The organism is Aeromonas sp. 25-248 (genome assembly GCF_053005425.1).
This window is the reverse complement of record NZ_JBRKTB010000013.1, coordinates 110,381-124,264: the sequence shown is the minus strand read 5'-3', so window position 1 is coordinate 124,264 and position 13,884 is coordinate 110,381. Positions and strand designations below refer to the sequence as shown.

27 protein-coding genes are annotated in these 13,884 nt (G+C 53.3%); all 27 read right to left on the bottom strand.

The annotated features are described in order from the left end of the window. Window positions 1-587: 587 nt before the first annotated feature. Window positions 588-971, bottom strand: coding sequence for a 50S ribosomal protein L17 (rplQ, locus tag ACVDHI_RS16870; protein WP_005307999.1), 384 nt, complete (start codon window positions 969-971; stop codon window positions 588-590). 43 nt (window positions 972-1,014) lie between these two features. Beyond that, the gene (locus ACVDHI_RS16865) at window positions 1,015-2,004 is read right to left on the bottom strand and encodes a DNA-directed RNA polymerase subunit alpha (RefSeq protein ID WP_005307997.1); all 990 of its coding nucleotides are present in this window, start codon (window positions 2,002-2,004) and stop codon (window positions 1,015-1,017) included. Between the two features lie 25 nt (window positions 2,005-2,029). After that, window positions 2,030-2,650, bottom strand: coding sequence for a 30S ribosomal protein S4 (rpsD, locus tag ACVDHI_RS16860; protein ID WP_010672568.1), 621 nt, complete (start codon window positions 2,648-2,650; stop codon window positions 2,030-2,032). 39 nt (window positions 2,651-2,689) lie between these two features. Next, window positions 2,690-3,079 (bottom strand): 30S ribosomal protein S11, encoded by a 390-nt coding sequence (gene rpsK, locus ACVDHI_RS16855; RefSeq protein ID WP_005319702.1) that lies wholly within the window; start codon window positions 3,077-3,079, stop codon window positions 2,690-2,692. A 14-nt stretch (window positions 3,080-3,093) separates the two neighbouring features. Beyond that, on the bottom strand, window positions 3,094-3,450 hold the full coding sequence (gene rpsM / locus ACVDHI_RS16850; protein WP_005307991.1) for a 30S ribosomal protein S13: 357 nt from the start codon (window positions 3,448-3,450) through the stop codon (window positions 3,094-3,096). 139 nt (window positions 3,451-3,589) lie between these two features. Then, complete coding sequence (gene rpmJ, locus ACVDHI_RS16845; RefSeq protein ID WP_005319705.1) at window positions 3,590-3,703, bottom strand: 50S ribosomal protein L36; 114 nt, start codon at window positions 3,701-3,703, stop codon at window positions 3,590-3,592. 27 nt (window positions 3,704-3,730) lie between these two features. Beyond that, entirely contained in the window at window positions 3,731-5,059 is a 1,329-nt protein-coding gene (gene secY / locus ACVDHI_RS16840) for a preprotein translocase subunit SecY (protein ID WP_010672567.1), read from the bottom strand. An 8-nt stretch (window positions 5,060-5,067) separates the two neighbouring features. Further along, complete coding sequence (gene rplO, locus ACVDHI_RS16835; RefSeq protein WP_005307987.1) at window positions 5,068-5,505, bottom strand: 50S ribosomal protein L15; 438 nt, start codon at window positions 5,503-5,505, stop codon at window positions 5,068-5,070. Window positions 5,506-5,507: 2 nt separating this feature from the next. Next, on the bottom strand, window positions 5,508-5,687 hold the full coding sequence (rpmD, locus tag ACVDHI_RS16830) for a 50S ribosomal protein L30 (protein ID WP_005307985.1): 180 nt from the start codon (window positions 5,685-5,687) through the stop codon (window positions 5,508-5,510). A gap of 6 nt (window positions 5,688-5,693) precedes the next feature. Further along, a complete protein-coding gene (gene rpsE / locus ACVDHI_RS16825) occupies window positions 5,694-6,194 on the bottom strand; it encodes a 30S ribosomal protein S5 (RefSeq protein WP_005340605.1) in 501 nt (166 codons plus the stop codon). A 14-nt stretch (window positions 6,195-6,208) separates the two neighbouring features. After that, entirely contained in the window at window positions 6,209-6,562 is a 354-nt protein-coding gene (gene rplR / locus ACVDHI_RS16820) for a 50S ribosomal protein L18 (RefSeq protein ID WP_010672566.1), read from the bottom strand. A 9-nt stretch (window positions 6,563-6,571) separates the two neighbouring features. After that, entirely contained in the window at window positions 6,572-7,105 is a 534-nt protein-coding gene (gene rplF / locus ACVDHI_RS16815) for a 50S ribosomal protein L6 (RefSeq protein WP_010672565.1), read from the bottom strand. Between the two features lie 13 nt (window positions 7,106-7,118). After that, window positions 7,119-7,511, bottom strand: coding sequence for a 30S ribosomal protein S8 (rpsH, locus tag ACVDHI_RS16810; RefSeq protein WP_010672564.1), 393 nt, complete (start codon window positions 7,509-7,511; stop codon window positions 7,119-7,121). Window positions 7,512-7,530: 19 nt separating this feature from the next. Further along, on the bottom strand, window positions 7,531-7,836 hold the full coding sequence (gene rpsN, locus ACVDHI_RS16805) for a 30S ribosomal protein S14 (protein ID WP_005331161.1): 306 nt from the start codon (window positions 7,834-7,836) through the stop codon (window positions 7,531-7,533). Window positions 7,837-7,846: 10 nt separating this feature from the next. Further along, on the bottom strand, window positions 7,847-8,386 hold the full coding sequence (rplE, locus tag ACVDHI_RS16800) for a 50S ribosomal protein L5 (protein WP_005331162.1): 540 nt from the start codon (window positions 8,384-8,386) through the stop codon (window positions 7,847-7,849). Between the two features lie 13 nt (window positions 8,387-8,399). Next, window positions 8,400-8,717 (bottom strand): 50S ribosomal protein L24, encoded by a 318-nt coding sequence (gene rplX, locus ACVDHI_RS16795; RefSeq protein WP_005307977.1) that lies wholly within the window; start codon window positions 8,715-8,717, stop codon window positions 8,400-8,402. 11 nt (window positions 8,718-8,728) lie between these two features. Further along, on the bottom strand, window positions 8,729-9,097 hold the full coding sequence (rplN, locus tag ACVDHI_RS16790) for a 50S ribosomal protein L14 (RefSeq protein ID WP_005307975.1): 369 nt from the start codon (window positions 9,095-9,097) through the stop codon (window positions 8,729-8,731). A gap of 148 nt (window positions 9,098-9,245) precedes the next feature. Next, a complete protein-coding gene (gene rpsQ / locus ACVDHI_RS16785) occupies window positions 9,246-9,494 on the bottom strand; it encodes a 30S ribosomal protein S17 (RefSeq protein WP_005307966.1) in 249 nt (82 codons plus the stop codon). Continuing rightward, window positions 9,494-9,685, bottom strand: coding sequence for a 50S ribosomal protein L29 (gene rpmC / locus ACVDHI_RS16780; RefSeq protein ID WP_005307965.1), 192 nt, complete (start codon window positions 9,683-9,685; stop codon window positions 9,494-9,496). Before rpmC ends, rpsQ begins: the two co-directional genes overlap by 1 nt. Beyond that, window positions 9,685-10,098, bottom strand: coding sequence for a 50S ribosomal protein L16 (gene rplP / locus ACVDHI_RS16775; protein WP_010672562.1), 414 nt, complete (start codon window positions 10,096-10,098; stop codon window positions 9,685-9,687). Before rplP ends, rpmC begins: the two co-directional genes overlap by 1 nt. A 13-nt stretch (window positions 10,099-10,111) precedes the next feature. Beyond that, complete coding sequence (rpsC, locus tag ACVDHI_RS16770) at window positions 10,112-10,825, bottom strand: 30S ribosomal protein S3 (protein WP_005331168.1); 714 nt, start codon at window positions 10,823-10,825, stop codon at window positions 10,112-10,114. A gap of 3 nt (window positions 10,826-10,828) precedes the next feature. Next, a complete protein-coding gene (gene rplV / locus ACVDHI_RS16765; RefSeq protein ID WP_010672561.1) occupies window positions 10,829-11,173 on the bottom strand; it encodes a 50S ribosomal protein L22 in 345 nt (114 codons plus the stop codon). 10 nt (window positions 11,174-11,183) lie between these two features. Then, window positions 11,184-11,462 carry a 30S ribosomal protein S19 gene (rpsS, locus tag ACVDHI_RS16760; RefSeq protein WP_005307960.1) on the bottom strand — a complete coding sequence of 93 codons (279 nt, stop codon included), beginning with the start codon at window positions 11,460-11,462 and terminating at the stop codon, window positions 11,184-11,186. Between the two features lie 22 nt (window positions 11,463-11,484). Further along, window positions 11,485-12,306 (bottom strand): 50S ribosomal protein L2, encoded by an 822-nt coding sequence (rplB, locus tag ACVDHI_RS16755; protein WP_010672560.1) that lies wholly within the window; start codon window positions 12,304-12,306, stop codon window positions 11,485-11,487. A 15-nt stretch (window positions 12,307-12,321) separates the two neighbouring features. Beyond that, window positions 12,322-12,624 (bottom strand): 50S ribosomal protein L23, encoded by a 303-nt coding sequence (gene rplW, locus ACVDHI_RS16750; RefSeq protein WP_005307955.1) that lies wholly within the window; start codon window positions 12,622-12,624, stop codon window positions 12,322-12,324. After that, the gene (gene rplD, locus ACVDHI_RS16745; RefSeq protein WP_005340616.1) at window positions 12,621-13,226 is read right to left on the bottom strand and encodes a 50S ribosomal protein L4; all 606 of its coding nucleotides are present in this window, start codon (window positions 13,224-13,226) and stop codon (window positions 12,621-12,623) included. Before rplD ends, rplW begins: the two co-directional genes overlap by 4 nt. 17 nt (window positions 13,227-13,243) lie before the next feature. Then, window positions 13,244-13,876, bottom strand: coding sequence for a 50S ribosomal protein L3 (gene rplC / locus ACVDHI_RS16740; protein ID WP_010672559.1), 633 nt, complete (start codon window positions 13,874-13,876; stop codon window positions 13,244-13,246). Window positions 13,877-13,884: the final 8 nt, after the last annotated feature.

Below are 13,884 nucleotides of genomic sequence, written 5' to 3'. Positions count from 1 at the left end.
CACAGATTGCTTGATTCAAATTGTTAAAGAACAACGCAGCTTTTGGCTGCTGCGGGAGTGGCATTCTACTCAACCGCATTCTCGAGTCAAGCCTTATTTTCACAGGCTTTTCGAGGTTATCGACTTGGCTGTCTGCGTTGCCGCTTGCCGTGTCGATGGAGGCGCATTATAGGGAGCGAATTCGTTCTGGCAACCCCTCCTCTGCAATAAAATTGCAAAAAGCGGCACTTTTTTAGTTATTCATATCCAAGCACAGCTTTTAAACAAACTTATCCACAGAAACAAGCCCTCAAAGGCACTATAGCAACCACACTCCATGACTCATGACCCACTTATACGACAGATGAACAATGACATTACCCTACTCTTGGCTATGTAACACGAACCGCTGTCGTTTAGGCAGAGATAAACGACTTAATATAGAGACTATTGAAAAATCATCGCTCACTTACAAAGCAAGGCAGTAGAGGCAGTAGAGGCAGTAGAGGCAGTAGAGGCAGTAGAGGCAGTAGAGGCAGTAGAGGCAGTAGAGGCAGTATCAAAATCCACTAAAAGAAAAGCCGGGACAAGCCCGGCTTTTTCTTTTATCACTCAGCAGCTGCTTCAGCAGCGGCCGGGCGGTCCACCAGCTCAATGTAAGCCATAGGAGCGTTGTCGCCAGCACGGAAACCGCATTTCAGAATGCGAGTATAACCGCCGGCGCGCTCCAGGTAGCGCGGGCCCAGTTCATTGAACAGCTTAGCCACGATCGCGTTATCGCGAGTACGGGCAAATGCCAGGCGACGATTAGCAACGCTATCAGTCTTGGCAAGGGTGATCAGCGGTTCAACTACACGACGCAGCTCTTTTGCCTTAGGCAGAGTCGTCTTGATGATCTCATGACGAACCAGGGAGCTGGCCATGTTGCGGAACATAGCCTGACGATGGCTGCTGTTCCGGTTCAGTTGACGACCACTCAAACGATGGCGCATGACCTTATCCTTCTAACTAAATCTGTGAAACCCGTAATCTGGATTACTCGTCAGCGATGCTGGCGGGCGGCCAGTTCTCAAGGCGCATGCCAAGAGACAGACCACGGGAGGCCAACACGTCCTTGATCTCAGTCAGGGACTTCTTACCGAGGTTAGGAGTCTTAAGCAACTCAACTTCGGTACGCTGTACCAGATCACCAATATAGTGGATAGCTTCTGCCTTCAGACAGTTCGCTGAACGAACTGTCAGCTCCAAATCATCGACAGGACGCAGCAGAATCGGATCAAACTCGGGTTTCTCTTCTTTCTTCTCGGGCACGCTGACATCGCGCAGATCCACGAAGGCTTCCAGTTGCTCTGCCAGAATAGTGGCGGAACGACGGATGGCTTCTTCCGGATCCAGAGTACCATTGGTCTCCATGTCGATAACCAGCTTGTCCAAGTCGGTGCGCTGTTCCACACGTGCCGCTTCTACATTGTAGGCGATGCGAACGATGGGGCTGAACGCGGAGTCCAGCAGCAGGCGACCGATAGGACGCTCTTCATCATCGTTGTGAACACGAGCAGAAGCAGGCACATAACCACGACCGCGCTGAACTTTCAGGCGCATGCTGATCTCAGCATTGGCACCAGTCAGGTGGCAGATTACGTGCTCCGGGTTTACGATCTCGACTTCATCACCGTGAGTGATATCACCAGCGGTAACGGGGCCTGTTCCAGACTTGGTCAGGGACAGAGTTACCTCGTCCTTGCCTTCCAGCTTCACAGCGATACCTTTCAGGTTGAGCAGGATTTCAAGAATGTCTTCCTGTACACCTTCTTTGCTGCTGTACTCGTGCAGTACTCCGTCGATCTCGACTTCAGTAACCGCACAACCGGGCATAGATGACAGCAAAATACGACGCAGAGCATTGCCCAGCGTGTGGCCAAAGCCACGCTCAAGCGGCTCGAGAGTCACTTTCGCGTGAGTCGGGCTAACTTGCTCGATGTCAACTAGCCGCGGTTTAAGAAAATCTGTTACAGAACCCAGCATTGTGTCCTCTCTTTAGAAGCTAGCTTTACTTGGAGTAAAGCTCGACGATCAGCTGTTCGTTAATATCGGCAGACAGGTCGGAACGCTCCGGCAGGCGCTTGAAGGCACCTTCCATCTTAGCAGCGTCAACCTCTACCCAAGTCGGCTTCTCGCGCTGACCAGCAACTTCCAGGGAAGCTTTGATACGCGCTTGCTTCTTAGCCTTCTCGCGAACGCAGATCACGTCCTCAGGGGATACCTGGAAAGAAGGAACATTCACAACGCGGCCGTTTACCATGATGGCTTTGTGGCTCACCAGCTGACGAGATTCAGCACGAGTGGCGCCGAAGCCCATGCGGTAGACGACGTTGTCCAGACGACCTTCCAGCAGCTGCAACAGGTTTTCACCGGTGTTACCTTTTTGACGGGCAGCGTCGCGGTAGTAGTTGCGGAACTGTTTTTCCAATACGCCGTAGATACGACGTACTTTTTGTTTCTCGCGCAGTTGCACACCGTAGTCGGACAGACGCGCTTTACGCGCACCGTGTTGACCAGGAACGGTGTCAATCTTGCACTTAGAATCAATCGCACGAACACCAGACTTCAGGAAGAGGTCGGTGCCCTCACGACGGCTAAGCTTAAGCTTAGGACCGATATATCTTGCCATCTTCTTTCTCCAACAATCCTAGACCAAGTAGCTACAGCGTTACACGCGGCGCTTCTTGGGAGGACGACAACCGTTGTGCGGGATCGGAGTCACATCAGTAATGTTAGTGATGCGGAAACCAGCCGCGTTCAGAGCGCGGATGGAAGACTCACGACCGGGACCCGGACCTTTGACCATGACTTCCAGGTTCTTCACGCCGTATTCTTTGGCGATCTCACCAGCACGCTCAGCAGCTACCTGGGCAGCAAACGGAGTGGACTTACGGGAACCACGGAAACCGGAACCACCAGAGGTAGCCCAAGACAGAGCATTGCCCTGACGGTCAGTAATGGTCACGATTGTGTTGTTGAAAGATGCATGAACGTGCGCAATACCGTCGCTCACTTGCTTTTTAACGCGCTTGCGAGCACGAGTCGGAGTTTTAGCCATTTTCTACCTTCCCGTTACTTCTTGATAGCCTTGCGCGGACCCTTACGGGTACGAGCGTTGGTCTTGGTACGTTGACCACGAACAGGCAGGCTACGACGGTGACGCAAACCACGGTAGCAACCCAGATCCATCAATCGCTTGATGTTCATGGAAATCTGACGACGCAGGTCACCTTCAACGGTGAATTTACCTACTTGTTCACGCAGACTCTCGATCTGAGCTTCGTCCAGGTCTTTAATTTTCACATTCTCAGCGATACCGGCTGCGGCACAGATGGCCTTGGAGCGGGTACGACCGACGCCATAAATAGCAGTCAACGCAATGACTGCATGTTTATGGTCAGGAATGTTAATGCCAGCGATACGGGCCACTATTCACTCCTACATATAGTAGATAACGACCACCACAAAGCCCGTGAGCGGATACGTGGCGGTCAACCAATACACAACAAAAGTTGGCTGGCTATATTAGCCAGCACAACTATTTGTTGCAAGTACTAACCGTAAAAAATTAGCCTTGGCGCTGTTTATGCTTTGGCTCGCTGCAAATCACACGCACCACACCGTGACGCTTGATGATTTTGCAGTTACGGCAGATTGCCTTAACGGAAGCACGAACTTTCATTGCTTAACTCCGTAACTACGCCGACCTTTAGCGGCCGTAGCCCTTCAGGTTGGCCTTCCTCAGGACGTCGCCATATTGATGAGACATCATATGGGTCTGAACCTGAGCCATGAAGTCCATGATAACTACCACAATAATCAGCAGCGAGGTGCCACCGAAGTAGAACTGTACGTTCCAGGCAGTCATCAGGAACTGGGGTACCAGACAGATAAAGGTAATATAGAGCGCGCCTGCCAATGTCAGGCGAGTCATAACCTTATCGATGTAACGTGCTGTCTGCTCGCCCGGGCGGATCCCCGGGATAAAGGCTCCACTCTTCTTCAGGTTATCTGCTGTCTCGCGGGGGTTGAACACCAGCGCGGTATAGAAGAAGCAGAAGAAGATAATGGCTGCTGCATAGAGCATCTCGTACAAGGGCTGACCCGGCTGCAGGACCATAGAGACCTGTTGCAGGATGTCAGCGATCTTGCCCTCGCCCTGACCAAACCAGGAGGTAATGGTACCCGGGAAGAGGATGATGCTGGATGCGAAAATCGCAGGAATCACACCGGCCATATTCACTTTCAACGGCAGGTGTGTGCTTTGCGCAGCGAATACTTGGCGGCCTTGTTGACGCTTGGCATAGTTAACGACGATACGACGCTGACCACGCTCCACGAACACCACAAAGTAAGTCACAGCGAAAACAATCAAGCCCAGCAACAACAACAGCAGGATGTGCAATTCCCCTTGACGTGCCTGTTCGGCCGTAGCGCCAATGGCATGAGGCAGACCGGCGACGATACCTGTGAAGATAATCAACGAGATACCATTACCAATCCCACGCTCGGTAATCTGTTCACCCAACCACATCAAGAACATGGTACCGGTGACCAGACTCACAACGGCTGTGAAATAGAAGCCCAAACCCGGATGAGTCACGAGTCCTTGCATCATATTCGGCAGACCTGTTGCAATACCAATGGCCTGGAACGTTCCCAAAACCAGCGTGCCCCAACGGGTATATTGGCTAATCTTGCGACGGCCGGATTCACCTTCTTTCTTGAGTTCAGCAAGAGCAGGGTGAACCACAGTCAGCAACTGGATAATGATCGACGCCGAAATGTACGGCATGATCCCCAGTGCAAGAATAGAAGCACGCGAGAGTGCACCACCACTGAACATGTTGAACATCTCAATGATGGTGCCCTTCTGTTGTTGGAACAACTCGGCCAGTACGGCGGCGTCAATACCAGGGATCGGCACATAAGAGCCTGCACGGAACACGATAATTGCCCCGAGAACGAAGAGCAGACGGCTCTTCAGTTCGCTCAGACCACCTTGTGCTTTAACATCCAATCCTGGTTTCTTAGCCATTGTACTGATTATTCCTCGATTTTACCGCCAGCGGCCTCGATGGCTGCACGTGCACCCTTGGTGACGGACAGACCACGAACGGTCACAGCACGGTCAATGTTGCCAGACAGAACAACTTTAGCGAACACGATGTTTTTGGTAATAACACCGGCTTGCTTCAGAGTGCTCACGTCGACCACATCACCTTCTACCAGGGCGATTTCGTTCAGGCGCACTTCGGCAGAAACCAAAGATTTGCGAGAGAAGAAACCGAACTTCGGCAGACGGATTTTCAAAGGCATCTGGCCGCCTTCGAAACCGTTGCGGACCTTGCCGCCACCGGAACGAGAGGTTTGACCTTTAACACCACGACCACCGGTCTTGCCCAGACCAGAACCGATACCACGGCCCGGACGGTGCTTGACGCGCTTGGAGCCAGCGGCCGGAGACAGAGTATTCAGACGCATGCTTAGCCCTCCACCTTAACCATGTAATAAACCTGGTTGATCATGCCGCGTACGCAGGGAGTATCTTCCAGCTCAACGGTGTGACCAATGCGACGCAGACCCAGACCACGCAGAGTCGCCTTGTGCTTTGGCAGACGGCCGATAGAGCTGCGAGTTTGAGTTACTTTTACAGTGTTAGCCATGTCGCATTACCCCAGAATTTCTTCAACGCGCAGACCACGCTTGGCCGCGATCTGTTCCGGTGATTGACCGTGAACCAGAGCGTCGACAGTTGCGCGAACAACGTTGATTGGGTTGGTGGAACCGTAGGTCTTGGCCAGCACGTTGTGGATACCAGCGACTTCCAGTACGGCACGCATGGCGCCGCCTGCAATGATACCAGTACCTTGGGAGGCCGGCTTCATGAACACGGTGGAGCCAGAGTGAACGCCACGCACCGGGTGGTGCAGGGTGCCGTTGTTCAGCTCAACCTTGTTCAGGTTACGCTTAGCCTGTTCCATCGCCTTTTGAATGGCGGCCGGAACTTCACGGGCCTTACCGTAACCGTAACCTACACGGCCGTTACCATCACCCACCACGGTCAACGCGGTGAAGGACATGATACGACCACCTTTAACAGTTTTCGAAACACGGTTTACTGCAATGAGCTTTTCTTGCAGTTCGCCGGCTTGAGATTCGACTTTAGCCATCTTCGACTCCTAGCTTAGAACTGAAGACCAGCGTCACGAGCAGCGGCAGCCAGAGCGGCTACACGACCGTGATACTTGAAACCGGAACGATCGAAAGATACGTTCTGAACGCCTTTGGCAATAGCACGCTCAGCGATAGCCTTACCTACAGCGGTAGCAGCATCTGCGTTACCGGTGTATTTCAGAGCTTCACTGATGGCTTTCTCTACTGTGGAAGCAGAGGCCAGAACTTCGGAACCGTTGGCTGCAATAACCTGCGCATAGATATGACGCGGGGTACGGTGAACAACCAGACGGGTAGCTCCCAGTTCCTGCATCTTTTTCCGAGCACGAGTAGCACGACGGAGACGAGCTGCTTTCTTGTCCATAGTGTTACCTTACTTCTTCTTAGCTTCTTTAGTACGCACTTGCTCGTTGGCATAGCGTACACCCTTGCCCTTGTAGGGCTCCGGAGCGCGGTAAGCACGGATATCGGCGGCGACTTGGCCAACCAGCTGCTTGTCCACACCACGCAGAACGATCTCGGTGGCGGACGGACATTCAGCGGTGACACCAGCCGGCAGCGCATGCTCTACCGGGTGAGAGAAGCCCAGTGCCAGCGCAACAGCATTGCCCTTGATGGAGGCTTTGTAACCTACACCAACCAGCTGCAGCTTGCGCTCGAAGCCTTGGGTAACACCGACTACCATGTTGTTGACCAATGCACGGGCAGTACCGGCCTGAGCGTCAGCACCAGCGATGCCGTCGCGCGGGGCGAACTTCAGTACATTGTCTTCTTTGGTCACTTCTACACCGGCGTGGATGGAACGAACCAGGGAACCCTTACCACCTTTGATGGACAGTTCTTGGCCGTTCAGAGTCACCTCTACGCCAGCAGGAATAGTGACGGGTGCCTTAGCAACGCGAGACATTTCCGACCTCCTATTAAGCGACGTAGCAGATGATCTCACCACCCATGCTTGCCTTGCGGGCAGCACGGTCGGTCATCACACCTTTAGACGTGGACACGATAGCAACACCGAGACCGCCCATGACTTTCGGCAGATCAGTAGTGCGCTTGTAAATACGCAGGCCGGGACGGCTCACGCGTTGGATCAGTTCTACAACCGGCTTGCCCTGGAAATACTTCAGTTCGATTTCCAGTTCCGGTTTCACGTCACCAGCTACGTTGTAGCCAGCGATGTAACCTTCTTCTTTCAGCACTTTGGCGATAGCCACTTTCAGCTTGGAAGAAGGCATGGAAACCGCAACTTTGCTCGCCGCCTGACCGTTACGGATGCGGGTCAGCATATCCGCGATCGGATCTTGCATGCTCATAGTCTAACTCCCGAGATTCTTACCAAGAGGCCTTTTTGAGGCCCGGAATTTCGCCCTTCATGGCATGCTCACGCACCTTGATGCGAGAGAGGCCAAACTTCCGCAGGAAACCGTGCGGACGACCAGTGATGTTGCAACGGTTACGCTGGCGGGACGGACTGGAATCACGGGGCAGCTGTTGCAGTTGCAAGACAGCATCCCAACGCGCTTCTTCAGAAGCGTTCATATCAACGATGATAGCTTTCAGCTCGGTACGCTTGGTCGCGAACTTGGCTGCCAGCTTCGCACGCTTTGCTTCACGTGCTTTCATGGATGTTTTAGCCATAACCCTAACCTTACTTGCGGAATGGGAAGTTAAAGGCAGCCAGCAGAGCACGGCCTTCTTCGTCGGTATTCGCGGAAGTGGTGATGGTGATATCCAGACCACGGACGCGATCGACCTTGTCATAGTCGATTTCCGGGAAGATGATTTGCTCACGCACGCCCATGGAGTAGTTACCACGGCCATCGAACGCCTTGGCGTTCAGACCACGGAAGTCACGGATACGCGGTACGGAGATGCAAATCAGCCGTTCCAGGAACTCCCACATACGCTCGCCACGCAGGGTTACTTTACAACCTATCGGGTAGCCTTCACGAATCTTGAAGCCCGCAACAGATTTGCGTGCTTTGGTGATCAGCGGCTTCTGACCGGAAATGGCAGCCATATCGGCAGCAGCATTTTCCAGCAACTTCTTGTCAGAGATCGCTTCACCAACACCCATGTTCAGGGTGATTTTCTCGATCCGAGGGACTTGCATGATAGTCTTGTAACCGAACTGCTTGGACAGTTCATTTACTACATCGGATTTGTAGTAATCATGCAGTTTCGCCATCGTTAAACTCCAATTACTTCACAAGTTCGCCGGTGGATTTGAAGAAACGGACTTTCTTGCCGTCTTCAATCCGGAAACCAACGCGGTCAGCCTTGCCAGTGGCAGAGTTGAACAGCGCGACGTTAGATACATCGATGGGGGCTTCTTTGGTGACGATGCCGCCAGCCTGACCCAGTGCGGGTACCGGCTTTTGGTGTTTCTTCACCTGGTTGATGCCTTCCACGATTACCTTACCTTTTGCAATCAGGACTTGAGTGACTTTGCCACGCTTGCCCTTGTCTTTGCCGGTAAGAACAATTACTTCGTCTTCGCGACGGATTTTAGCTGCCATCGTTCGACTCCTTACAGTACTTCGGGTGCCAGGGACACAATCTTCATGAACTTCTCGTTACGGAGTTCACGGGTCACCGGGCCAAAAATACGAGTACCGATTGGCTGTTGGTTGTTGTTAAGCAACACAGCCGCATTGTTGTCGAAACGGATGACAGAGCCGTCCGGACGACGAACGCCTTTACGGGTGCGTACGACCACCGCGTTATACACATCACCTTTCTTCACTTTACCGCGAGGAATGGCTTCCTTGATGGAAACCTTGATGATGTCGCCGATGCCGGCATAACGGCGGTGCGAACCACCCAGAACCTTAATACACATTACACTGCGAGCGCCGGAGTTGTCGGCAACACCCAGCATACTTTGCATCTGGATCATCTTAGTGCTCCGCTTTGTTTACTTCTTATCCCTGATGGGATCTGGCTGCCTTCAAAAGGCGCGAAACTATAACACAGCTATTTTTGAAAAGGTAGCCTAAAAAACAAACGGCCCCGATGGGGGGCCGTTTGGGCTAAAAAGTACCGAATTAGGCCTTTTCTACGACAGCAACCAGGGTCCAGGACTTGGTCTTGGACAGCGGGCGGCACTCGCGGATTTCCACGAGATCGCCAGCCTTGCACTCGTTGTTCTCGTCATGCACGTGCAGCTTGGTAGTACGCTTGATGATCTTACCGTAGATCGGGTGCTTTACCTTGCGCTCGATAGCGACGGTGATGGACTTGTCCATCTTGTCGCTAATTACACGACCTTGCAGAGTACGGATCTTGTCAGTCATTACGCACCTGCCTTCTCAGTCAGTACAGTCTTGATACGTGCGACGTCACGACGCACTTGTTTCAGAGTGTGAGTCTGAGCCAGCTGGCCGGTGGAAGCTTGCATGCGCATGTTGAATTGCTCACGCAGCAGACCCAGCAGCTCCTGGTTCAGTTCTTCGACGCTCTTTTGACGCAGATCTTGGGCTTTCATCACATCACCGTCTTAATTACGAAAGTGGTCTGAACAGACAGCTTAGCTGCGGCCAGGGCAAACGCTTCACGCGCCAGAGCCTCAGGTACACCATCCATCTCGTACAGAACCTTGCCAGGCTGGATCGGGCAAACCCAGTATTCCACGTTACCCTTACCTTTACCCATACGAACTTCGAGGGGCTTTTCGGTGATGGGCTTGTCCGGGAACACACGGATCCAGATCTTGCCTTGACGCTTAACGTGACGGGTCATGGCACGACGGGCTGCTTCGATTTGACGAGCAGTCAGTTGACCACGAGATGTCGCCTTCAGGCCAAAGGTACCGAAGGATACTTCGTTACCGGCATTGGCCAGACCGCGGTTACGACCCTTGTGGGTCTTGCGGAATTTAGTACGCTTAGGTTGCAACATTTACCGAATCTCCTTACTTGGCAGCGCGGCGCTTGTTGTCACGCTTGGGCTTCGCAGGAGCTTGCTCTTGAGCAGCGGCAGCATTGACTGCAGCCAGACCGCCCAGAACTTCGCCCTTGAAGATCCAAACTTTAACGCCGATCACACCGTAAGTGGTGTGGGCTTCAGAAGTTGCGTAGTCGATGTCGGCGCGAAGGGTGTGCAGGGGCACACGACCTTCACGGTACCATTCGGTACGCGCGATTTCAGCGCCGCCCAGACGGCCGGAAACTTCCACTTTGATGCCCTTGGCACCCAGGCGCATGGCGTTCTGTACGGCGCGCTTCATAGCACGACGGAACATTACGCGACGCTCCAGCTGGGAAGTGATGCTGTCGGCAACCAGTTTGCCATCCAGCTCCGGCTTGCGGACTTCGGAAATGTTGATCTGAGCAGGCACGCCAGCGATTGCGGCTACAGCTTTGCGCAGTTTTTCAACGTCTTCGCCTTTCTTGCCGATCACGACACCCGGACGAGCGGTGTGAATGGTCACACGGATGCTCTTGGCCGGACGCTCGATAGTGATCTTGGACAAGGAAGCGTTTTTCAGCTCCTTGGTCAGGAACTGGCGTACTTGGAAATCGCTGTACAGGTTGTCAGCGAAGTCTTTGGTGTTCGCGAACCAGGTAGAATTCCAAGGCTTGGTAATACCCAGGCGAATGCCATTAGGATGTACTTTCTGACCCATTGCTTATCTCCCAGCCTTAGCGTCGGATACCACTACAGTGATGTGAGCGGTACGCTTGAGGATACGATCCGCGCGACCTTTGGCACGCGGGCGGATGCGCTTCATGGAGGGACCTTCGTCTACCATGATGGTGGCAACACGCAGGGTGTCGATATCGGCACCTTCGTTGTGCTCAGCGTTGGCAATGGCAGATTCCAGCACTTTCTTCACCAGAACAGCAGCCTTTTTCGGGCTGAAGGTCAGGATGTTCAGAGCCTTGTCTACGGACAGACCACGTACTTGATCGGCTACCAGACGAGCTTTCTGGGCAGAAGTACGGGCATAACGGTGTTTAGCGATAGCTTCCATCATTTATCCCTTAGCGCTTCTTAGCCTTCTTATCAGCAGCATGGCCGCGATAAGTACGAGTCGGTGCGAATTCACCCAGTTTGTGACCGATCATTTCTTCGGTAACGAAAACCGGAACGTGCTGACGACCATTATGGACAGCGATGGTCAAACCGATCATGTTCGGGATGATCATTGAACGACGGGACCAGGTCTTAACCGGCTTTTTATCCCCGCTTTCCACCGCTTTCTCTACCTTCTTCAGCAAGTGCAGGTCGATAAATGGACCCTTCTTGAGAGAACGTGGCATGGTGATTCCTCTATGTTAACAATTACTTGTTACGACGACGTACGATGTACTTGTCGGTACGCTTGTTCTTACGGGTCTTGAAGCCCTTAGCCTTCTGGCCCCATGGGGACACAGGCTGCATGCCCTTGTTACGACCCTCACCACCACCGTGCGGGTGATCAACCGGGTTCATCGCCATACCGCGAACGGTCGGACGAATACCACGCCAGCGGTTAGCACCGGCTTTACCCAGTTGACGCAGCATGTGCTCGGAGTTACCCACTTCACCGATGGTAGCGCGGCACTCGGCCAGAACTTTACGTACTTCGCCGGAACGCAGACGCAGAGTTACATAGTTACCTTCACGAGCCAGGATCTGGATGAAAGTACCAGCGGAACGAGCCAGCTGGGCACCTTTACCAGGCTTCATCTCAACGGCGTGAACGGTAGAACCGACCGGGATGTTGCGCATCGGCAGGGTGTTACCTACCTTGATGGCAGCATCAGCACCAGAGGCGATTGCATCACCAGCTTTCAGGCCTTTCGGAGCCAGGATGTAACGACGCTCACCGTCTGCATACAGCACCAGGGCGATGTTTGCGGTACGGTTGGGATCGTATTCCAGACGCTCAACTTTGGCCGGAATGCCGTCTTTGTCGCGCTTGAAGTCGATCAGACGGTAGTGTTGCTTGTGACCACCACCGATATGACGAGTGGTGATACGACCGTTGTTGTTACGGCCACCGGACTTGCTTTTGCTGTCCAGCAGAGCGGCGAAGGGCTTGCCCTTGTACAGCTCTTGGTTGACGATCTTGACGACGTGGCGGCGGCCCGGAGAAGTAGGCTTGCACTTAACGATTGCCATTTTTCAGAACTCCTCTTACTCGGCTGCGCCCATGAAGTCGATGTCCTGACCAGCTTTCAGGGTCACATAAGCCTTTTTCCAATCGGAACGACGGCCTACGCGTGCACCTGCGCGCTTGGTCTTACCCTTCATGTTCAGGGTACGGACGGTCTCAACTTCGACCTCGAACAGTTTCGCAACTGCAGCTTTGACTTCCGCCTTGGTGGCATCAACAGCAACTTTGAACACGATAGTGTTCTGCTTTTCTGCGACCATGGTGCTCTTTTCAGAGATGTGCGGAGCCTTCAGAACTTTCAGCAGACGCTCTTCACGGATCATGCCAGCATCTCCTCGATTTGCTTAACTGCGTCAGCAGTCATCAGAACCTTGTCGAAAGCGATCAGGCTGACCGGGTCGATACCGGCAACGTCACGCACGTCAACTTTGTACAGGTTACGAGCAGCCAGGAACAGGTTCTCATCGACTTCAGCAGTCACGATCAGAACGTCAGTCAGTTCCATTTCTTTCAGCTTGGCGATCAGTTCTTTGGTCTTCGGCGCTTCGATGCCGAACTTCTCAACAACGATCAGGCGCTCTTGACGTACCAGCTCGGACAGGATGCTACGGATAGCGCCGCGGTACATCTTCTTGTTTACTTTCTGGCTGTGATCTTGCGGCTTAGCAGCAAAGGTCACACCACCGGAACGCCAGATGGGCGAACGGATGGAGCCAGCACGGGCACGACCAGTACCCTTCTGACGCCACGGCTTTTTGCCGCCACCAGACACTTCAGAGCGAGTCAGCTGCGCACGAGTACCCTGACGGGCACCAGCGGCATATGCAACGACAACCTGGTGAACCAGAGCTTCGTTGAATTCGCGCCCGAAGGTAGTCTCGGAAACTTCAAGAGCGCTCTTGGCGTCTTTCATTACCAATTCCATTACTATCTCCTCAGACGTTACGCTTTGACGGCAGGTTTGACGATCACGTTGCCGTTGGTTGCACCCGGTACTGCGCCTTTGATGAGCAGCAGGTTGCGTTCAGCGTCAACACGAACCAGTTCCAGGTTCTGAGTCGTTACACGCTCAGCACCCATGTGACCAGCCATCTTCTTGCCCTTGAATACACGGCCCGGGGTCTGGTTTTGACCGATGGAGCCAGGTACACGGTGGGACAGGGAGTTACCGTGGGTCATATCCTGGGTACGGAAGTTCCAGCGCTTAACAGTACCGGCAAAACCTTTACCCTTGGATGTGCCGGTAACGTCTACCAGCTTAACGTCAGCGAGAAGATCTACTTTCAGCTCGCTACCAACAGTGAAAGTTTCACCGTTGTTCAGGCGGAATTCCCACAGACCGCGACCGGCTTCTACACCAGCTTTGGCGAAGTGGCCAGCTTCCGGCTTGGTTACGCGGCTGGCTTTCTTGGCGCCAGTGGTAACCTGAATAGCGTTGTAGCCGTCGGTTTCTACAGATTTGACCTGAGTTACACGGTTAGCTTCAACTTCGATAACAGTCACCGGGATAGAAACGCCATCTTCAGTGAAGATGCGAGTCATACCCACTTTGCGACCTACAAGACCGATTGTCATTGTTATCA

Coding starts and splice junctions, on each gene's coding strand:
- rplQ (WP_005307999.1), bottom strand. CDS start 971: ATGCGCCATCGTTTGAGTGGTCGTCAACTGAACCGGAACAGCAGCCAT.
- ACVDHI_RS16865 (WP_005307997.1), bottom strand. CDS start 2,004: ATGCTGGGTTCTGTAACAGATTTTCTTAAACCGCGGCTAGTTGACATC.
- rpsD (WP_010672568.1), bottom strand. CDS start 2,650: ATGGCAAGATATATCGGTCCTAAGCTTAAGCTTAGCCGTCGTGAGGGC.
- rpsK (WP_005319702.1), bottom strand. CDS start 3,079: ATGGCTAAAACTCCGACTCGTGCTCGCAAGCGCGTTAAAAAGCAAGTG.
- rpmJ (WP_005319705.1), bottom strand. CDS start 3,703: ATGAAAGTTCGTGCTTCCGTTAAGGCAATCTGCCGTAACTGCAAAATC.
- secY (WP_010672567.1), bottom strand. CDS start 5,059: ATGGCTAAGAAACCAGGATTGGATGTTAAAGCACAAGGTGGTCTGAGC.
- rplO (WP_005307987.1), bottom strand. CDS start 5,505: ATGCGTCTGAATACTCTGTCTCCGGCCGCTGGCTCCAAGCGCGTCAAG.
- rpmD (WP_005307985.1), bottom strand. CDS start 5,687: ATGGCTAACACTGTAAAAGTAACTCAAACTCGCAGCTCTATCGGCCGT.
- rpsE (WP_005340605.1), bottom strand. CDS start 6,194: ATGGCTAAAGTCGAATCTCAAGCCGGCGAACTGCAAGAAAAGCTCATT.
- rplR (WP_010672566.1), bottom strand. CDS start 6,562: ATGGACAAGAAAGCAGCTCGTCTCCGTCGTGCTACTCGTGCTCGGAAA.
- rplF (WP_010672565.1), bottom strand. CDS start 7,105: ATGTCTCGCGTTGCTAAGGCACCCGTCACTATTCCTGCTGGCGTAGAG.
- rpsH (WP_010672564.1), bottom strand. CDS start 7,511: ATGAGCATGCAAGATCCGATCGCGGATATGCTGACCCGCATCCGTAAC.
- rpsN (WP_005331161.1), bottom strand. CDS start 7,836: ATGGCTAAAACATCCATGAAAGCACGTGAAGCAAAGCGTGCGAAGCTG.
- rplE (WP_005331162.1), bottom strand. CDS start 8,386: ATGGCGAAACTGCATGATTACTACAAATCCGATGTAGTAAATGAACTG.
- rplX (WP_005307977.1), bottom strand. CDS start 8,717: ATGGCAGCTAAAATCCGTCGCGAAGACGAAGTAATTGTTCTTACCGGC.
- rplN (WP_005307975.1), bottom strand. CDS start 9,097: ATGATCCAGATGCAAAGTATGCTGGGTGTTGCCGACAACTCCGGCGCT.
- rpsQ (WP_005307966.1), bottom strand. CDS start 9,494: ATGACTGACAAGATCCGTACTCTGCAAGGTCGTGTAATTAGCGACAAG.
- rpmC (WP_005307965.1), bottom strand. CDS start 9,685: ATGAAAGCCCAAGATCTGCGTCAAAAGAGCGTCGAAGAACTGAACCAG.
- rplP (WP_010672562.1), bottom strand. CDS start 10,098: ATGTTGCAACCTAAGCGTACTAAATTCCGCAAGACCCACAAGGGTCGT.
- rpsC (WP_005331168.1), bottom strand. CDS start 10,825: ATGGGTCAGAAAGTACATCCTAATGGCATTCGCCTGGGTATTACCAAG.
- rplV (WP_010672561.1), bottom strand. CDS start 11,173: ATGGAAGCTATCGCTAAACACCGTTATGCCCGTACTTCTGCCCAGAAA.
- rpsS (WP_005307960.1), bottom strand. CDS start 11,462: ATGCCACGTTCTCTCAAGAAGGGTCCATTTATCGACCTGCACTTGCTG.
- rplB (WP_010672560.1), bottom strand. CDS start 12,306: ATGGCAATCGTTAAGTGCAAGCCTACTTCTCCGGGCCGCCGCCACGTC.
- rplW (WP_005307955.1), bottom strand. CDS start 12,624: ATGATCCGTGAAGAGCGTCTGCTGAAAGTTCTGAAGGCTCCGCACATC.
- rplD (WP_005340616.1), bottom strand. CDS start 13,226: ATGGAATTGGTAATGAAAGACGCCAAGAGCGCTCTTGAAGTTTCCGAG.
- rplC (WP_010672559.1), bottom strand. CDS start 13,876: ATGACAATCGGTCTTGTAGGTCGCAAAGTGGGTATGACTCGCATCTTC.